A 17,312-nucleotide genomic window follows, 5' to 3' on the forward strand; every position below is an offset into this window, starting at 1 on the left:
CCAGAATCGCTACAGCCCAATGACACCAAGGGCTACAGCGGAGGACGGTGTATTCTAATTGGGTAAATGGTGTATTCTAATTGGGTAAACGGTGTATGCTAATTGGGTAAATGGTGTATTCTAATTGGGTAAGCGGTGTATGCTAATTGGGTAAATAGCTCCTTTTTTACACAGAGCAAAGCGACACGCCTAATTTGTTTAAAATCAATGCCTTACAATTATATCAAAAATAAAGCGTTTCACTGGCTATCCCGCAGTTACCCACAGCTCGATAAAACTGATCGTGATATTCTGATCTTTAGCCCTCTAACATAGCAAAGTGTATTCTAATTGGGTTTTGCATTTGGGGTTCGGTGTATGCCGAGTGGGTTCAAAAAATAACCAGCGGTGTATGCCGAGTGGGTAAAGTGAAACGCAAACCAAGCCATAAAGAGGGGTAATACCGCCCGATTCAACCGTCCTAAAAGCCGTGCGCTGTTGATAAAGAGCGAGCGCGATCTATTATTACAAAACTATTACGGATGATAGCGTGTAACATTCCAATTAGGTGTATTCTAAATGGGTTCCATGGTGTACTCTAATTGGGTTACAGGCATAAGTGGCGCACATGGACCGATCAGAAAACGCATTATTACCCATACCGGTTACCGAAAACCTCAACAGCGGTAAACTCCTAACGATTAGCAGCACAACCAGTGTGCAGCCTAATGTTCTCCTCAGGACAGGTGTATTTACGCCCGTAGGCCGCAGAACGAATGCCAATGATGTCAAAGCGCAAGATCTCAGTAATGATCTGGTTAACCTCGATGTTTGCCAAAAGGAAGGCTATGACCTCGTTACCGTCAGGGGCCAACGGCTGAATATCGAAACCGATTTTAAGGTGTGGTGCGGTATTGTACTGGTTTTTAGTAAGTACGGATATTCATCCAACACAGTAAAACTAACGTTTTCAGAGTTCGCGAAGTTTTGCAGTTATCCCAGCCGACGTTTTGATAAAAACCTGCGTAAACAGATCGGTGATTCACTCGGGCGCATCCAAAGCCAAAGTTTGTCATTCAGGCGCAAAAATTCCGAAAAGGCCGTGCATACGGGGATGCTGTTGCGGGCCATGTATGACGGTGAAGAAGATATTGTTGAGCTAATGGCCGATGAAACCCTGTGGGATCTGTATCGGTTAGACTATCAGGTGTTAGTTAGTCTGCGAGTATTGGAAAAATTGCCCCGTGCAGAGGTCGCACAGTGCCTGTATTTGTATTTCACCTCTTTACCCGAGAATCCTCACCCCGTTTCATTTGAGCGCCTTAGAGAGCGTTTGAGGCTTGAGACGTCCAAAAAAGAAGCAAATCGGAAGATTAAGACTGGTATTCAGAAGTTGGAATCGATTGGCTACCTGTCTGGCAGCTTCGCAGTTAAGAACGGTGAGCAATACTATTTGATTGATCAGCGTTATAAGAAACTGGAAGCCGCCATTACTGGCTCACTGTTTTGATAATGTAACATTATCAAGTTGACGTTGAATCAATTCTCTAGAAATTTGATTCATACCAAGTCAAAAAAACCGCCCTCAAATAGCTCAAAACTGGGTTCAAGGGCAGGTTTTTAGAGGTAGCGTGAATCAGTCATTCACTGTCTCCAATTCGTGAGTTTATGATCAAAATTTGTATGCTTAACGTAAAAAATCAATGGTCCGTTTTGACGCTGTCATTAGATTGGCTACTTATGCCATATAACAAATAATCCAGCTCAAAATTCCCTCAGCCCCTTGAAAAAAATTTTTAACGCCATATATACATGCATGCAACACTGCATAAACTTAAGAAGAGATTTTACCGATGAAAGATTTGGATTACGTGAATTTTAGCGAAGATCATGAAATGAATTATCATTTAGGGTTAGTTAGTAAATCGAAGTCTGAAGACAACAGAAAATACCTAAGAGATAACACTCAAACGACAGCAAAAAACAAGTTGGGAAAAAGCCCCATTACACACGCTGAATTTAAGCCCTTTGTTATAGCAGATAAGCCGTTTTTACAAAACCCAGCTTAACGCGGAAATGCAGATAAAACGCCTCCTATGAGGAGGCGTCCTTTGTTACGGCACCACAAGCGCTTGGTTTCTATTGGGCTACATCCTTCCATAAATACCACTCCGAGAAATGGAACAATAAATCTGGCCACTCACTTAGAGATGGTAAACACGTTTTGAGGCAAAAATTGGTTAGCCAGAAACTCATGAAATAATGATCGAGTTTAGTGCGTGAACCAGACTAGACAAGTCTTATTCACGCATTATAAAGTCACATCATTATTCGAATGGATCAATAGATCTTGTCGCGCATTCTAGTCAGGCTACGGAACCACTCAGTAGCAATGTATAACAGCGAGCAATATTATAATTTTACAAAATTTAGCACATCATTTTTAATTATTAAACATTTTCAATGTTGCCATAAAACCAATTCCTAAGAAATTTTGACTGTTCATTATGTTGTTCGCAGCCCTAAATCAACAAACAGACTCAAAACCCACTACCCACAGTACAGCATAACTTCAACCAGCATTAATTACCCTGGCACCATAATGCTACTTATAGTCTGTAGACTTAAAGTGTTCACATGTAATTATCTATATAATTTTTAAGAGGTAATTATGCGTAAACCTAGTAAAAAACTTCTAGATAACCTTGCTAATAATGTTAGAACATTTCGTCTCAAAAATGGAATTTCACAAGAACAGCTCGCTGAAATATGTGGGTTCCATCGAACATATATAGGTTCGATCGAACGCGGTGAAAGAAACACGACATTGAGCACTCTAGAGGTACTTGCTAAAACTCTTAACGTATCAATTGCCCAGCTACTTAACGATGATGAGTAATAGATGCAATGAATAGTTTAATGACGGGATTAATTAAGGTAGATAATATTACAAGATCAGGCTTAACAATTTACGATCGAATAAGGACTGGTGATCAACAATTTTGGCTTACAAGTGAAGAACTTTCCGCTGTTTTAAATCTAAGATTAAAAGGTACATCATTTTATGGATTAGCTATTAGAACACGCTCAAAAGTAGCAAAAGAGCTAGTTTGTAACGCACTTGGTTACAAAGTTCCATCTTCATTTGTAAAATGTCAACCACGATTTTCAGGTCAAATGTTTGACACGTATGTACAAAAATCAAACAACTTGCAAGTCTGGAATGAAGAATTAGATGTGGAAAGGCGATATGTAATAATTCGCACCGATGAAAACGATATTATCACACAAGTTAAGGTCATCGCTGGTAGTGATCTCGCTGTTTTAGATACCACAGGTACATTGACTCAAAAATTTCAAGCTCGATTAACTCTGTCAGATCAAAAGATGGAGTTAATTTCGCATTTTGATACTTTAAACATTCAAAAAATATTAGCACCCATATCATTAAATTTAGAAATAGACAGTCCAGTGTCTCAGCCACAGAATGGTAAATTACTACCAATTGGAGAATGCTTTAGAAGATTATCAAAAATTGTAGGGTGTTCTTTTACAGATGCCGGTCGTACCCAAGAAAGAAATAGGGGAGCTGCATTACACGCATTAGTTTGTAAAGCTTTAGGTTATACAGACTATCGTGATAACGGACAATTTCCTGATATTAAGCATCAACTTCTTGAGGTCAAATTGCAAACATCACCAACAATAGATTTAGGATTGGTATGCCCTAATAGTCAAGCAAATTTAGATATTGAACAATTGGGTTTGCAGCAAATTAGACATTGCGATGTCAGATATGCAATTTTTTATGGTTACATAGTTAATGGTTTAGTCCATATAACCAACTTATACCTCACAACAGGTGAAGATTTTTTTAATCGTTTTGAACAATTTGGGGGTAAGGTATTAAATAAAAAAATTCAAATACCATTACCCCGCGATTTTTTTAGTTGATTATTTAAAATATTGGACAAGGGAGGTCAAATGCCTCCCAAACCAGATCATCTAAAAGTTTTTCACTTTCATTCCTTTCTTGTTTATCTGTACAGTTATAAATAGATTTAGCTAACATGATCATTTTTACTGAGATTACAGATTTTGGATCTGGAAGCGGAAACTGCTCAACATATTGTGATATAAAACGTCTTTTATTAGAGTACAACTTATTATTGAACTTTATATCGTAAAAATATTCTATAAACTTTGAGTTTGCTACAGCCAAAACTAACCAAAGAAGATCTGTTTCTTCTTTTTTGTAGTCATTAACCATCCAATAACAATCTCCGTTAACGATAGATTGCTTGTTATCTAGCCAAAATGTTGGCTCTTCACAAATATCTCTGAATACAATTTTATTTTCTGCCCATAGTAAAGGACTTTGAGGAACCCATATTTCGAACCATTTACGATTAGCCTCAATTACATAATTACGTCCTTCAAGCTGTACTCTATGTTGCTCTAGGTACATTTTGCTGATTGGGTATTTATCAATATCGATAGCCTTCCTCTTACCATTCACCATCTCATGTGTATAAAGGATATATTTTGTTTCTGCATCTGATTGCTTAAACCTTTCAGCTACATGATGTGTAATCAACGGCCTAATAAGCTCTGGTACTAGCCCTGTTTCATCAATCCAAGAACTTTTGATAAAAACGTTATCAGCCGTAGTCTTTACGCCAACTCGAATTTTACCTACTTCACCAAAAGTTGCCCATGTTTTTCTATAAACATCATCCAACCACTTTTCAGAAGTAAGATCTTTCACCCTCCAAATATCTTTTGGTGATGAATCATAATCAAGAAGTCCTGCCTTTATAAGGTAATTCTTACCATTAGAACACCTTACAACACCATCCAATGAAATTGCATCAACTGGTGTTTCGGCAAAATCAACTTCATTTTCATTTGTTTCATAAATAGAGCGAAACTCTGTCGAAAAATCAGGTTTTTCAGCTTTCATTTTAAATAACAGAACTGCAGGCAAAACAGCAGCTTCAAACAACTTTGTGTCCCCAAAATCCCAAATATTATATATATCATATAAATCGTGTAGAGATTGCCTTAGTGCTCCGGTTCCTTTGGTTGTTAAAAATCTGTTTGAAACTATAACTCCCGCAACACCATCTTCCGACAAACACTTGCTCATACCAATAAGAAATGCTTGATATATATCAACTCTGCCTTTTAATCCAAAATTTTTAGATAAAAATTGAGATTGTTCAGCTCCCAACACTTGAGTTCTTACATATGGTGGGTTAGCAATAATTGCGTCAAATTTTGGTAATTTATACTCACACAAATCTGAATTACCATTAATGCAATAATCCAAATAATCACCGTGAATTAAATTTATCCTTACATTAGGGTAAAAGTTTAAAATTCTTTTTTTGCTTAGTTCAATTGATTCTAGATTAATATCGAAACCAATAACTTCAATATTATCAGTTGAATCTAGAGAGGATAAAAAACTGAGAATTAACTCACCATCACCGATAGCAGGATCTGCAATAACAATACTTTCTTTTTTCTTAAGTTTTTCTATTATCTTTTCGCTAACAAATTGACTAAGTCTTGTAGGTGTATAATGAGCGCCTTCACTTTTTCTACATCCCACGTGTTGGTATCTATCTACAGTTGAATCCAAAATACAATCTCTACTCATAGTCATCACAACCCATAAATTTACCATAATATTTAAATTTGCGCATCTTTTTGTCTAATCAATACTGAATCAAGTCACATCATTAATGGCACGGATCAACGCCTTGGTATTGATCTTATCGCGCATGCTGATCAGGCCACGGAACAACTTGGCCGCAGTGATATTTTTACCCGATTCCGCCTCTAAGGCTTCGAGCCATAGGTTTAAATCGGCCCTATCGTTTTCCGTTAAGCGCAATGGCAGCGGTGAGGTGCCGGTGGTGATATTTCGGCGGGTGGAAACCGTGGTAATTTTCTCTTGTGGCTTTGGGCTTTCTTGGGATTCTTTTCCAGATTTACGTCTATTCAATCCAGTCACACCAGTTAATTTACTCATATTATGTATTACACTTGTTATACATTAAGACGTTGCATGACTTCTTTAGCCAAGCTCTTATAATCCGCTAACGTGAGGCTGCTAGGCTTGTAATTCAGCAAGGTTTGGCCGCTGACGCTGGCTTGGCCTACGTCCTCAGAACGGCGAATCGTCGTCGCTAATACTTTGCCTTCGAGTGAGGCTAATTGCTCATCGAGGAAGTTGTTAATCAGCTTATTAGCCTTGGCAAATTCGTTACGGAATACCGCGTAGTTTACGTGCTCGCTTTCTTTGACTTCTTCAAGTGCATCGAGCAAATCAGCTAAGCCGTTTAATGAAAATGAACCACCATCAACGGGGATCAGGAACATATCAGCGGCCATCATGGCGTTAACCGATGTCAGACTTAGGTTAGGCGGGCAATCTAAGATCACGATGTCAAAATCGCTGGCAATCGCTTCAAGCTGCTTTAACAAAATGCGTTCACGGTGAACTTTGGTAAGGCTCTGTTCAATCACTCGGCTTAGGCGAATATCCGTTGGGCAAATACACAGGTTGGGAATTGCTTCACCATTAGACTGCGCTGGCATAATGGCCTGTTGGATGGGGCACTTTTTCGAGGACTCGAATACATCGGTGATCGAGTGTTCAAATTCAAATTGACCGCCCGTTAATACCACGGATAGGTTAGCCTGGGGATCTAAATCAATCACCAGCACCCGTTTACCTTCATGCGCTAATTGTGCGGATAGGTTGATCACTGTGGTGGTCTTGCCGACGCCACCTTTCTGATTTATCACTGCTAACGTTTTCACAGCATACCCTCGACCTAAAATGTAGGACAAATGTAATACATTAAAATCCTTATGTATAGGCATGTTTTTTTAAAATGTGCTGTATAGCAAATGTAATACACCAGTCAATCTATAGCCCTTGAGATGCCTAGACGTCGTCATCTAACTGCCCGAGATTAACGAACGTTTTTTTAGCACAGTTTCCGATCCTGCTCTAACCTTATAGAAGGTGTTTTTTGTCCCCCCTTATGCTTCGCAAAAATTTATAATTTTTGTACGAAAATAAACACGGGACACCCGAACATGCAAGGATGCAGCCTATGCGCTTTCTTAAGCTAAAAAGCACAGCTCCACGCGCCAACGGTGCCGCTTATAAACATGCGCTTATCGTCGATGCGCCCCGCCGTTTCGCCCCTTCAAGCCAACGCACCGAAACCAGCCTGTCGCGGCAAAAAAATCACTTAATCGAGGGCGCTCACGATTCGGGCAAAACTCGCTGGCTAGTGCGACTTTATGAAAATTGGGCCGATATTTGGGGCGCAAAAATCCAGGAAGAACCGCTGTATTTGAGCGCCCTTGAACCGATCACCGATTGGATAGATGCCCCGCATGTGGAAGCCTGGTGGGCCGAAGTGGAATGTGAACGGGCATTAGCAGCCGATGAACCGCCGCGCAAATGGTACAAACTTAGCCAAAAACACAAGCTAGAAGCCCTGAGCAATTACCTCCATGCCACTAAAACGCTGCTGTTCCTCGATGACGCGCACCGGCTAACGGGCCGAAAATTACAGGTCGCCCGCCAATGCGTGCTTGGTTCTAAATACTGGATCATTAGCTGCAGCTCTGAAAACCGCTTACCGCCCACGTTACGCACGATTGTTGAACGTGGCGCACCACAGCGTACCCGCCTTGAAAGTGATGCCAGTTATGATTCTACTAAAGTGTTGATGTGGATGCTGATTGTTGGCTTTGCGGCTGCAGGCGTGTGGGAAGCGGCTATCGTCCTTGGTGGATTCCAAATGCTCGGCACAGGCAGGAGAGCCGCCCGTGCTGATTAAAAGATATGCACAGATTTTGTGGATAAGTGGCTTTTTATTAAGCAATACCGCGTGTGCACGTGATCCATGGAACGACAAGGAACAGAAGCCAGATATTAGACCGTTTGAAGTGCCACGGCTGCAGGGTGACACACAATATCAAGATCCCATACCTTCACTCTTACCCGCCCCCGAAATCGATCCCGACTCGATTTATACCGCAGCGTTAAATTGTTACCCCGAAGAATCTAAATTTAAGGTCGATGTGGATTTAGTCGCGGGCTATCGGCGCGTGAGTGATCAATATGACACCAGCGGCTGGCCAGCATTGAGCGAGCATTACATAGGCGTAGTAGGCAAAATTCCGCTGTTATCGGATAGCGAAGATAGCCGCGCCCGGGACCGCGAATATTTGCGCCGTACACGTACCGCAGAAGCCGTAGCCGGTTTTGCCCAGGCGCTCGCTAATCGCAATTTTGCTTACCGTGAAATAGGGCTTTATATGGCGCTTGAAGCGCGGGCGATTGTGCGTGTGGGTAAAGGGATAGCGCCAACCGAAGAGCAAATAACCATGATGGAAAAAGTCGCAGAAGCACAGCGCAATGTGACTAAGTACAGTGCCGAAGCGGTGCAATTTCGCCTTGCAATTATTGCCATGTGCGACGACCAAAAGGCACCCGTGCTCAATGATTATTTAAAGCAAATTGCCTTTTTACCTAAAGCTAAATAAGCGAGGGAACGCTATGAAAACCATGCGTTGGAAACAAGTCATTATTTATAGCTCAATCATGAGCGCAACTTTTTATATTGCCGCTTTTGCCTATTTTTGGTTGCAGCCAGTGCCTCCCATGCGTTGCATGAATGAATTGAGTGAATTGGCCGACATAGCGTTACAAGAATATAAAGCGGGCAGAACCAAGGCATTTACTCAAGATATGTACTTCAACGAAGAAACTAAGCAATGGTGCTATTTCGATGAAGTGGATTAACCATACGCTTATTGCTGGCAGCATTTGCGCGGTGATCTCACCGATCCATGTTGCGCCTGTCGTGATAGGTGCCACCGCGCCCGATTGGATGGAATGGGTAGTTAAACTCACAGGCCGCCATATTAAACATCGTGGCGTTACGCATATTTTGACGCATTGGCTTATTGCTGCACTCGCAACAACCTTTTTGTTTGATTATCAAGGCATGCTAACCGCATTCGCCTGGGGCGGGTTTTCGCATATTATCACCGATGCCATGACAGTCACTGGCGTCCCATTTTCGCCTTACAGCGACCGGCGTTTTCACTTATTCGGGGGTCGCTTTCGCACTGGTGATCCGGTGGAATATGCTATTAGTTTTGCCGTTGTTGTGCTGTGTATTCTGTTTATCAAGCTGCTCGGAGATAGCGGTTTTATCCCGTTTTTCTACGATTGGGCGGGTTTTTACGATAAAGGCATTATTGATGCTTATGAATGGAAACAAAACAGATTCAGAATCTTATAATCAAAATGTATTACATTTGAAATACATAATGCATTTACCACATGAATTAATTTGACTTTCATAAAAATTATATAAATAATCAAATTTAGCTAATTAATATAAATTAGCTAAATTTGATTATTTAAGAAGGGGATATGACTAATGAAACACTATCAAGAGATTTTTTCAAAAATCAAAGCAGCGATTGCCAATGCACCACGCAACCAAGCAACAGCAGAAATGCATTTACAGATGATAAAATACGCAGATCAGCTCGAGCACATTACCGCAAAAGAATTTTGTGAAGGAACAGACTTAAAAGCGAGTTTCGGTACCGAATTTAGTAAGATGCGAAACATATCGGCTCGACTCAAAGCTGCAGGCTTGGATGTAGCAAAAATTTAAAACTAATAAATGGCCATTAAAATAGGGATTTTTTATGTCCTGCAATCAGATTTGTGCCTTAGTCAATGGCTCTGTTTGTATGAATTTATGCGTTTTAGACCTTAATCCTCGGGGTTACTATCTTGTCGAGCATGGCCAAATTTGGCAATTATGCCACCAAGACTTAAGTAACCCCGTTGCAGAAATTGAGACAACAGATCACCACACGCTCGAGCGGCTATCACTATTGATCGCAAAGTAATTGAGCGCAAAGCAACTTGATAAAGTTACAAAATCGAGACTAAGCGTCACACAAGCCCGCTCGTTGTGTGACGCTCGGTACCGCGATGATAAGACACCATCCTCTTTTTGCATTCAAAAATATTGATAACTAACACTGCACTTTGGGCAAATTAAGCCACTTAGTAGTGTATTGCGGGGTTAATTTATCCCTGCGCATGGCCCATTTATGCTCAATACCTTGAGCCGCCATAAATATACAATCACTGCCATAGCGTTGATTTAACTTATCAAAAGTTTGCATCAATGCGGGGTTTTCGGTGGGGGCATGGAACAAATCATACTGAATATGCTTGGTAGGCATTAATTCAATTAACCCCACGCCAATTTTGTAATAACGCACACCAGAGCGGAAAACTTGTGGTAACACTCGTGATACTGCAGCCGTGATCTCGGCAGTGGATGAAGTAGGGCAAGGAAACTGCACCACAGCTTTATAACTCACAGGCCGCTCATCATGTGGCGAATTACTGGCAAATACCAACATGCTTTTACAGCTTGAGCCTTGTTGCCGAGCTTTTGCGGCAGCGATCCCAGCGTGCTTACACAGTGCTTGCTGCAGCGCATCAATATCGATAATTCGCTCGCCAACGCTACGGGTTGAAAATATTTGCTGTTTATCGGCCCGCGCTTCATCCCATTGTTTGCACACTTGGCCGTTTAACTCGCGCACAGTGCGCTCGATTTCAATACTAAATTGTTTACGTGCCAGCCCTGGCGGCATAGCCGCCAATTGCGCCGCCGTAGTAATGCCCATTAGGGTTAATTTGGCAGACAAGCGCCGCCCAATGCCCCACACTTCACCCACTGGCATTTGTTGCAATATCGCTAGGCGTTGCGGCTCTGACTCAATCACGCAAACACCGGCATAACCAGATATTTTTTTAGCGGCATGGTTAGCGATTTTGGCGAGCGTTAAGGTGCTCCCAATGCCAACACACACCGGTAAGCGAGCCTCTTTCCACACAGCACGGCGGATCGCCTGTGCCTGCGTTTTTAAACACGTGATAGCGGGATAGCAGCGGGTAAAAGAGAGAAAGGATTCGTCAATCGAATATACGTATTGTTCGGGCGCAAAGCGCCCGATGATTTGCATCATTTTGGCCGACAAATCCGCATACAATTCGTAATTGGACGATAGCGCAATCACGCCTTTTTTCTGGCAAAGATCGCGTATTTGAAAGTAGGGCACAAATTTAGGGATGCCCGCTTCTTTCGCTTGGCGATTGGCAGCGACGACCATTCCATCGTTATTACTGAGCACCACCACCGGTTTACCACGCCAATCGGGCCGAAACACCTGCTCGCAACTGCAGTAAAAACTATTGGCATCAACAAGGGCAAACATTTAAGCACACAGTAACGAACTAGGGCGGTGACAACGAATCGAGCGGATAACCACGCCTTCAATACTAAAATCATCGAATTCTTGTACTGTGACCGGCTGAAATTGTTCATTGCATGACAACAGCAAACGCCTTTGGGTGTCGATGATCTTACAGACAAACAGGCCGTTAAAATTAGCGACTATCACATCACCATTGCGGGCGGTCTCATGGCGGTCAACGATTAAGACATCACCATCATAAATCCCTACACCTTGCATCGAGTCTCCCTGCGCCACGCATAAAAAACTGGCACTAGGATGGATGATCAGCAATTCATCAAGGCTAAGCCCAAGCTGAGTATATTCAGCTGCGGGGCTTTCAAAGCCGGTAATACCCGCTTGAGCTGGGATAGGAATAACACGCATAACACACCAGTTAACTGTATAAATATACAGTTAATTTTAGCAAGTCACCTAGTTTACACAAGCCCTAAAAGTAATTTAGCTATTAAAAATAATATCCTTTAAAAACAGGTTTATAAAAAATAAATGTATTACATTTGATATACAAAATAAAATTACACACCGCGACACGCCCTGCTGCGCCCCCGCAAAAAAAGCTTTTAAAAGGGGGCGCAGCGTGGGAGGGCGGGGGATGCGGTGGCCGCTAGGCGAGCTTTATGCCAGCGGTGCTTTTGAGTAACAATTTTTGCTTTTGATTTTTTGGCAGTTGTGGGTGGGCGAATTAGCGCACCGACAGCACGAAAAGCGGTGATGTGGTCACGCGGGCGGGCAAAGGCTTAAGCCTTATAAGGCATTGGGCGTGGCAGACTGAGCCCGCATTGCTGCGGGCCGTACTGTCGCAATGACGAGCTCCCCCCAGCTTTTACCTCGGCATGCGACTGTATGAGCCAAGCAGCAATGAGCCCACAAACGCTGTGCCGCGCTGTTTGTCACAGCTATAAAGGCACAGGGTTGAGGGCGGAACAGGGCGAAGGAGGGAGCAAAAGCCAAGCCTTTGCCCGCCCGCGTGACCTGCTACGAGCTGCTTTTAGTGCTGGCGGTGCTACCTTACAACGGGTGGGAAGCTTTAAAGGCCCAGATCTTCCGCTAGTTTAAAACCGCAACAAATGAACGAAATAAACCACCGTATAACCCGAACAAAATAACTGATTTAAATTAGGTTTTTTCCGAACATATATAACCGAATCAAAGCAGATATAACCTTTTACCCGAACAAGGCCACCGATCCGAACAGATCGACACCGCCAGCCGCCGATTTACACTAACAACCTACGTTATAAATCTTGAAAAAGTTACAAAATCAAATATACAAACAGGGAAATACAGGGCTGAGGGTAGCCGCCCCACAGGCTTCGGGCGTGGCGTAGGACATCAGCCGCGGGGCAAGGGCGGGTTTATATGCCACTGGCGCCCGATAAACGGGCATTGGGCGTGGCAGACTGAGCCCGCATTGCTGCGGGCCGTACTGTCGCAATGACGAGCTCCCCCTTGCTTTTACCTCGGCATGCGACTGTATGAGCCAAGCAGCAATGAGCCCGCAAACGCTGTGCCGTGCTGTTTGTCTCAGCTATAAAGGGGTCGCCTCAGAAAACGGAAAAAATCGTACGCTAAGCCGGTGATAGAGGTCGTAGAGGCCTGAATTTACCTGAACCTATCTTGGCGCTGCTGCGCCACAGATAATCCCCTGTCAGGTTGATGTGCTCCCAGCCTAGCGGCGATAGGTACTGCAATAACTCTTCATCGACGGCATGTCCCTTGGCACGTAACCCATGTGCCACCCTTTCCAGATAGACGGTGTTCCATAGCACGATGGCGGCAGTCACCAAGTTAAGGCCACTTGCCCGGTAACGCTGTTGCTCAAAACTGCGGTCACGGATCTCCCCCAGTCGATTGAAAAACACGGCACGAGCCAAGGCGTTACGAGCCTCCCCCTTATTCAGTCCGGCATGTACCCGGCGGCGGAGCTCGACACTTTGCAGCCAATCCAGAATGAACAGCGTGCGCTCGATACGCCCCAATTCGCGCAAGGCGACCGCCAAGCCATTCTGACGTGGGTAGCTGCCAAGCTTCCTCAGCATGAGTGAGGCCGTCACCGTTCCCTGTTTTATCGAGGTAGCCAGCCGCAAGATCTCGTCCCAATGTGTACGGATTAGCTTGATGTTGAGCGTCCCGCCAATCATTGATTTCAATCCCTCGTAGGTGACATCGCGCTTTGGAATGTAGAGCTTGGTCTCACCCAAGTCGCGGATACGCGGTGCGAAGCGAAACCCCAACAGGTGCATCAACGCGAAAACGTGATCGGTGAAGCCAGCCGTGTCGGTGTAGTGCTCTTCGATCCGTAAGTCAGATTCATGGTAGAGCAGGCCGTCGAGCACGTAGGTTGAGTCGCGCACACCGACATTGACCACCTTAGTATGAAATGGTGCGTACTGGTCGGAAATATGCGTGTAAAAGGTCCGTCCTGGACTACTGCCATATTTCGGATTGATGTGCCCCGTACTCTCCGCCTTGTTGCCGGTGCGAAAATTCTGGCCGTCAGAGGAGGATGTAGAACCATCGCCCCAATGTTCGGCAAACGGATGCCGGTACTGCGCATTGACCAGCTCGGACAAGGCCGCGCCATAGGTTTCGTCACGGATATGCCAGGCTTGCAGCCAAGCGAGCTTGGCATAAGTCGTTCCTGGACACGATTCTGCCATCTTGGTCAGACCCAGATTGATCGCATCGGCAAGGATAGTCGTCAGTAGCAGGTTCTTGTCCTTGGCCAGAACACCAGATTTCAGGTGTGCGAAGTGCCTGGTAAAGCCCGTCCATTCGTCCACTTCAAGCAGTAACTCAGTGATCTTGACGTGCGGCAGGATCCTAGCAGCCTGATCGATAAGGCGCTGCGCGGTATCTGGTACTACTGCATCCAGCGGCGTTATCTTTAGGCCAGAGGCCGTGATGATGGCATCCGGTAATTCGTTAGCCTGCGCCATGCTGTTGACGGTGGCGAGCTGCGTTTCCAATTGCGTCAGCCGTTCATTCAGATACTGCTCACAGTCGGTGGCTACGGCCAGCGGCAATTGATTGGTCTGCTTGAGACTGACGAATTTCGCGGGTGGTACAAGGTAGTCCTCGAAGTCCTTGAACTGGCGCGATCCCTGTACCCAGATGTCACCGGAACGCAATGCGTTCCTCATCTCCGACAGCGCGCATAGCTCGTAGTAACGCCGGTCGATGCCGGTATCGGTTATCACCAGCTTCTGCCAACGCGGCTTGATGAAATCAATTGGCGCATCTGCAGGTACTTTTCGGGCGTTGTCGTTGTTCATGCTGCGCAGTACTTCGATGGCCTCCAATACACCTTTGGCAGCCGGTGCGGCCCGCAACTTTAGCGCGGTGAGGAAGGTCGGTGCGTAACGGCGTAGTGTGGCGTAGCTCTCACCGAGACGGTACAGGAAATCGAATTCCTCGGGCTGCGCGAGCGATTGTGCCTCTGTCACGCTCTTGGCAAAGGCCTCCCAGGATATGACGCCCTCGATAGCAGCAAACGGATCATCACCCGCTTGCTTAGCGTCGATCAACACTTGGCCGATACGGCCGAACAGGCGCACCTTGGCATTGATAGCCTTCCCCGATGCCTGAAACTGTTTCTGATGTCGCTTCTTGGCATCATTGAACAGCTTGCCCATGATGCGGTCATGCAGATCAATAATTTCATCTGTAACAGTGGCCATCCCCTCGATGGCTAGCGCAACCAAAGTCGCATAGCGGCGTTGTGGCTCGAACTTGGCCAAATCGGCGGGGGTCATCTGTCCGCCTTCTCGGGCGATCTTGAGCAATCGGTTTTGGTGGATCAGACGATCGACACCAATAGGAAGATCAAGCGCCTGCCATACCTTGAGTCGTTCGATGTGCTCAAGCATGTGCCGCGAATTGGGTTTGACCGGAGACAGGCGAAGCCAAGCCAGCGTAGTCGTTTTGTTGTTGTCCCGAAGCTTGAGCAGATCATCGAGCCGGTGGCGGTGCGAGCCTGATAGTGGTTCGGTCAAGGTGTCGTAGATACGCCGGTTTGCACGGGTTAGAGCCTCGGCACAGACGCGCTCGACAACATCTAACGTTGGCAAAATGATGTGTTTATGACGCAGCGTCTCGACTACGCTGTTGGCCAACACTATGCCCTTGTCAGTCTGCAAGGCCAGTTCGGTCGTGGTATGGACAGCCTGCCGATGGTGCACTTGACTAAATGGTTCCATGCCAAGATACACCCGCAGTTCGAGCAAGTGCTCGCGCCGTGTCTCCTCTCGCTCGGCATACTGCGGCCAACATACAGGATCGAGCTGTAACTGTTGTCCTATCCATTGCAGCAGAGGCATTGGCACCGTAGCGTCGGGCAACAAGCCCTGGCCTGGGAAGCGCAGCAAGCATAACTGTACCGCGATCCCCAAGCGGTTAGCATCACCGCGCCGCTGCCGTATCAGTGATAGATCGGGTTCGCTAAACGTATAGTGGCGGATCAGTTCGTCTTGGGTATCGGGTAACACCAGCAGGCTGTCTCGCTCTGCGGCGGATAGGATTGAGCGGCGAGGCATGCGGTTTCCTTCTTCTTGAAAACGTAGGTTTGTAAGAGCAACGACAAGAGCTCTCGGACACAACAGCAGATCAAGGGGTTATGATTCTCAAAAATCATTCTTGAAATATTATTCTCAGTTGCATATCATTTCAACGAGTTTTGATAATAAGGAAATAGCCATTATGAGACCATCCGCAGTGCTCGCTCTTAAGCGAAGCGTTATTCGTGAGACCGCGAGTCGTTTTCGCGTAACCAATCCACGTGTTTTTGGTTCAGTGCTCGATGGGACAGATCTCGATGGTAGTGATCTGGACTTATTAGTTGATGCCCTCCCTGGAGCGACACTTTTTGACTTGGGAGGTTTACAAGATGAACTTGAATCGCTGCTCGGCCTTCAAGTTGATCTACTGACCCCTGGCGATTTACCACCGAAATTTCGAGCCCAAGTACTCGCGGAGGCACGACCTGTATGAAGGTGAACCGTTTACCTGATTATCTTGACCACATGCACCAAGCCGCTTCCGATGCGTGTTATTTTGTTGAAGGGTTGGATAAAGATGAATTTTTAGTGGATAAACGTACCCAACAGGCTGTCATCATGAGTCTGATCGTAATTGGTGAAGCATCAACTAAGGTGATGGACGGTTATTCTGAGTTTGTCATTGCCCATTCAGACGTTCCATGGCGTAGTATGCGTGGAATGCGCAATCGCATTGCTCATGGTTATTTCGATATAAACCTTGATGTGGTTTGGGATACGGTACAAACGGCGCTGCCAACATTATTATCGCAGCTGGCAGCGGTTAGATATGATGTAGATAAAAATGAAGGTCATGATTTATGCTGATCGGTTATGCAAGAGTATCAACACAAGATCAGCACCTAGAACTTCAGCGAGAAGCCTTGCTTAAAGCGGGGTGCGAAAAAGTGTTTGAAGATACAATCAGTGGTACTCGGGCTGACAGGCTTGGTTTGAGCAAAGCCCTTGAAATACTGCGCGAAGGGGATACATTGGTTGTTTGGAAGCTGGATAGATTGGGCCGGTCAGTCAAACAACTGGTAGAGCTGGTCAGCGATCTGCACAAACAAAACGTCCAGTTTAAGAGTCTCACCGATTCTATCGATACCGGCACGCCATCGGGCCGATTCTTTTTTCATGTCATGGCAAGCCTCGCAGAGATGGAACGAGACTTGATCGTCGAAAGAACCCGTGCGGGGTTGGACGTTGCCAGACAACTCGGTCGTAAAGGCGGTCGCAAGCCGAAGATGACCGACAGCAAGATCGAATCAGCCAAAAAGCTATTAGCCAGTGGAGTCCCCCCCAAGGATGTGGCTAAGAATCTTGGCGTGTCGGTTCCTACGCTATACCGCTGGCTCCCTGCCTCTGCGCATGCTTAGCGTACGATTTTTTCCGTTTTCT

At 45.2% G+C, this 17,312-nt stretch carries 20 protein-coding genes; 14 read left to right on the forward strand and 6 right to left on the reverse strand.

Annotated features, from left to right (window positions below; all coding sequences use genetic code 11):
• Positions 1–607: 607 nt before the first annotated feature.
• The 4 genes from SO_RS22135 (at position 608) to SO_RS22150 (ending at position 3,933) form a co-directional block, all read left to right on the forward strand.
• Positions 608–1,489, forward strand: coding sequence for a RepB family plasmid replication initiator protein (locus tag SO_RS22135; protein ID WP_011074341.1), 882 nt, complete (start codon positions 608–610; stop codon positions 1,487–1,489).
• 343 nt (positions 1,490–1,832) lie between these two features.
• On the forward strand, positions 1,833–2,048 hold the full coding sequence (locus tag SO_RS22140; RefSeq protein WP_164925943.1) for a hypothetical protein: 216 nt from the start codon (positions 1,833–1,835) through the stop codon (positions 2,046–2,048).
• Between the two features lie 602 nt (positions 2,049–2,650).
• A complete protein-coding gene (locus SO_RS22145; protein ID WP_011074342.1) occupies positions 2,651–2,878 on the forward strand; it encodes a helix-turn-helix domain-containing protein in 228 nt (75 codons plus the stop codon).
• A gap of 20 nt (positions 2,879–2,898) precedes the next feature.
• Positions 2,899–3,933 (forward strand): restriction endonuclease, encoded by a 1,035-nt coding sequence (locus SO_RS22150; protein ID WP_238560618.1) that lies wholly within the window; start codon positions 2,899–2,901, stop codon positions 3,931–3,933.
• 4 nt (positions 3,934–3,937) lie between these two features.
• Here SO_RS22150 and SO_RS22155 read toward each other — a convergent pair whose 3' ends face one another.
• The 3 genes from SO_RS22155 to SO_RS22165 all read right to left on the reverse strand — a co-directional run bounded on the left by SO_RS22155 (position 3,938) and on the right by SO_RS22165 (position 6,813).
• Positions 3,938–5,650 carry an Eco57I restriction-modification methylase domain-containing protein gene (locus SO_RS22155; protein WP_011074344.1) on the reverse strand — a complete coding sequence of 571 codons (1,713 nt, stop codon included), beginning with the start codon at positions 5,648–5,650 and terminating at the stop codon, positions 3,938–3,940.
• A gap of 63 nt (positions 5,651–5,713) precedes the next feature.
• The gene (locus SO_RS22160) at positions 5,714–6,019 is read right to left on the reverse strand and encodes a hypothetical protein (protein WP_011074345.1); all 306 of its coding nucleotides are present in this window, start codon (positions 6,017–6,019) and stop codon (positions 5,714–5,716) included.
• Positions 6,020–6,036: 17 nt separating this feature from the next.
• Positions 6,037–6,813 carry a ParA family protein gene (locus SO_RS22165; RefSeq protein ID WP_011074346.1) on the reverse strand — a complete coding sequence of 259 codons (777 nt, stop codon included), beginning with the start codon at positions 6,811–6,813 and terminating at the stop codon, positions 6,037–6,039.
• 299 nt (positions 6,814–7,112) lie between these two features.
• Here SO_RS22165 and SO_RS22170 point away from each other — a divergent pair, with 299 nt between their 5' ends.
• The 6 genes from SO_RS22170 (at position 7,113) to SO_RS22195 (ending at position 9,948) form a co-directional block, all read left to right on the forward strand.
• Positions 7,113–7,850 carry a hypothetical protein gene (locus tag SO_RS22170; protein ID WP_011074347.1) on the forward strand — a complete coding sequence of 246 codons (738 nt, stop codon included), beginning with the start codon at positions 7,113–7,115 and terminating at the stop codon, positions 7,848–7,850.
• Positions 7,840–8,559, forward strand: a complete 720-nt coding sequence (locus SO_RS22175; protein ID WP_011074348.1) for a hypothetical protein — start codon at positions 7,840–7,842, stop codon at positions 8,557–8,559. Before SO_RS22170 ends, SO_RS22175 begins: the two co-directional genes overlap by 11 nt.
• A 13-nt stretch (positions 8,560–8,572) precedes the next feature.
• Positions 8,573–8,818 (forward strand): hypothetical protein, encoded by a 246-nt coding sequence (locus SO_RS22180; RefSeq protein WP_011074349.1) that lies wholly within the window; start codon positions 8,573–8,575, stop codon positions 8,816–8,818.
• The gene (locus SO_RS22185) at positions 8,805–9,323 is read left to right on the forward strand and encodes a metal-dependent hydrolase (RefSeq protein WP_011074350.1); all 519 of its coding nucleotides are present in this window, start codon (positions 8,805–8,807) and stop codon (positions 9,321–9,323) included. Before SO_RS22180 ends, SO_RS22185 begins: the two co-directional genes overlap by 14 nt.
• 141 nt (positions 9,324–9,464) lie before the next feature.
• The gene (locus SO_RS22190; RefSeq protein WP_011074351.1) at positions 9,465–9,707 is read left to right on the forward strand and encodes an HTH-like domain-containing protein; all 243 of its coding nucleotides are present in this window, start codon (positions 9,465–9,467) and stop codon (positions 9,705–9,707) included.
• A gap of 34 nt (positions 9,708–9,741) precedes the next feature.
• Positions 9,742–9,948 carry a hypothetical protein gene (locus SO_RS22195; protein WP_011074455.1) on the forward strand — a complete coding sequence of 69 codons (207 nt, stop codon included), beginning with the start codon at positions 9,742–9,744 and terminating at the stop codon, positions 9,946–9,948.
• Between the two features lie 129 nt (positions 9,949–10,077).
• Here SO_RS22195 and SO_RS22200 read toward each other — a convergent pair whose 3' ends face one another.
• Together SO_RS22200 and SO_RS22205 are read right to left on the reverse strand one after the other, a co-directional pair.
• Positions 10,078–11,334: a Y-family DNA polymerase gene (locus SO_RS22200; RefSeq protein ID WP_011074352.1), complete on the reverse strand. Its 1,257-nt coding sequence runs from the start codon at positions 11,332–11,334 to the stop codon at positions 10,078–10,080.
• The gene (locus SO_RS22205) at positions 11,335–11,739 is read right to left on the reverse strand and encodes a LexA family protein (protein ID WP_011074353.1); all 405 of its coding nucleotides are present in this window, start codon (positions 11,737–11,739) and stop codon (positions 11,335–11,337) included.
• A 480-nt stretch (positions 11,740–12,219) separates the two neighbouring features.
• Between SO_RS22205 and SO_RS22210 the strand changes: the two genes are divergently transcribed.
• Entirely contained in the window at positions 12,220–12,432 is a 213-nt protein-coding gene (locus SO_RS22210; protein ID WP_164925944.1) for a hypothetical protein, read from the forward strand.
• Between the two features lie 512 nt (positions 12,433–12,944).
• Here the strand turns inward: SO_RS22210 and SO_RS22215 are convergent.
• Positions 12,945–15,911, reverse strand: coding sequence for a Tn3-like element ISSod9 family transposase (locus SO_RS22215; RefSeq protein WP_011074356.1), 2,967 nt, complete (start codon positions 15,909–15,911; stop codon positions 12,945–12,947).
• Positions 15,912–16,074: 163 nt separating this feature from the next.
• Here SO_RS22215 and SO_RS22220 point away from each other — a divergent pair, with 163 nt between their 5' ends.
• Genes SO_RS22220 through SO_RS22230 form a run of 3 tightly spaced genes read left to right on the forward strand, consistent with a single transcriptional unit; the run spans position 16,075 to position 17,290 of the window.
• Positions 16,075–16,365 (forward strand): nucleotidyltransferase family protein, encoded by a 291-nt coding sequence (locus SO_RS22220; protein ID WP_011074357.1) that lies wholly within the window; start codon positions 16,075–16,077, stop codon positions 16,363–16,365.
• Complete coding sequence (locus tag SO_RS22225; RefSeq protein ID WP_011074358.1) at positions 16,362–16,739, forward strand: HepT-like ribonuclease domain-containing protein; 378 nt, start codon at positions 16,362–16,364, stop codon at positions 16,737–16,739. The genes SO_RS22220 and SO_RS22225 overlap by 4 nt, the downstream gene beginning before the upstream one ends.
• Positions 16,733–17,290, forward strand: coding sequence for a recombinase family protein (locus SO_RS22230; protein ID WP_011074359.1), 558 nt, complete (start codon positions 16,733–16,735; stop codon positions 17,288–17,290). The genes SO_RS22225 and SO_RS22230 overlap by 7 nt, the downstream gene beginning before the upstream one ends.
• The last annotated feature ends 22 nt before the right edge of the window (positions 17,291–17,312 follow it).

The organism is Shewanella oneidensis MR-1, from assembly GCF_000146165.2.
Classification (GTDB): domain Bacteria; phylum Pseudomonadota; class Gammaproteobacteria; order Enterobacterales; family Shewanellaceae; genus Shewanella; species Shewanella oneidensis.

Coding starts and splice junctions, on each gene's coding strand:
- SO_RS22180 (WP_011074349.1), top strand. CDS start 8,573: ATGAAAACCATGCGTTGGAAACAAGTCATTATTTATAGCTCAATCATG.
- SO_RS22210 (WP_164925944.1), top strand. CDS start 12,220: ATGAGCCAAGCAGCAATGAGCCCACAAACGCTGTGCCGCGCTGTTTGT.
- SO_RS22150 (WP_238560618.1), top strand. CDS start 2,899: ATGACGGGATTAATTAAGGTAGATAATATTACAAGATCAGGCTTAACA.
- SO_RS22220 (WP_011074357.1), top strand. CDS start 16,075: ATGAGACCATCCGCAGTGCTCGCTCTTAAGCGAAGCGTTATTCGTGAG.
- SO_RS22155 (WP_011074344.1), bottom strand. CDS start 5,650: ATGACTATGAGTAGAGATTGTATTTTGGATTCAACTGTAGATAGATAC.
- SO_RS22185 (WP_011074350.1), top strand. CDS start 8,805: ATGAAGTGGATTAACCATACGCTTATTGCTGGCAGCATTTGCGCGGTG.
- SO_RS22170 (WP_011074347.1), top strand. CDS start 7,113: ATGCGCTTTCTTAAGCTAAAAAGCACAGCTCCACGCGCCAACGGTGCC.
- SO_RS22195 (WP_011074455.1), top strand. CDS start 9,742: ATGTCCTGCAATCAGATTTGTGCCTTAGTCAATGGCTCTGTTTGTATG.
- SO_RS22230 (WP_011074359.1), top strand. CDS start 16,733: ATGCTGATCGGTTATGCAAGAGTATCAACACAAGATCAGCACCTAGAA.
- SO_RS22190 (WP_011074351.1), top strand. CDS start 9,465: ATGAAACACTATCAAGAGATTTTTTCAAAAATCAAAGCAGCGATTGCC.
- SO_RS22135 (WP_011074341.1), top strand. CDS start 608: ATGGACCGATCAGAAAACGCATTATTACCCATACCGGTTACCGAAAAC.
- SO_RS22215 (WP_011074356.1), bottom strand. CDS start 15,911: ATGCCTCGCCGCTCAATCCTATCCGCCGCAGAGCGAGACAGCCTGCTG.
- SO_RS22205 (WP_011074353.1), bottom strand. CDS start 11,739: ATGCGTGTTATTCCTATCCCAGCTCAAGCGGGTATTACCGGCTTTGAA.
- SO_RS22200 (WP_011074352.1), bottom strand. CDS start 11,334: ATGTTTGCCCTTGTTGATGCCAATAGTTTTTACTGCAGTTGCGAGCAG.
- SO_RS22140 (WP_164925943.1), top strand. CDS start 1,833: ATGAAAGATTTGGATTACGTGAATTTTAGCGAAGATCATGAAATGAAT.
- SO_RS22145 (WP_011074342.1), top strand. CDS start 2,651: ATGCGTAAACCTAGTAAAAAACTTCTAGATAACCTTGCTAATAATGTT.
- SO_RS22225 (WP_011074358.1), top strand. CDS start 16,362: ATGAAGGTGAACCGTTTACCTGATTATCTTGACCACATGCACCAAGCC.
- SO_RS22160 (WP_011074345.1), bottom strand. CDS start 6,019: ATGAGTAAATTAACTGGTGTGACTGGATTGAATAGACGTAAATCTGGA.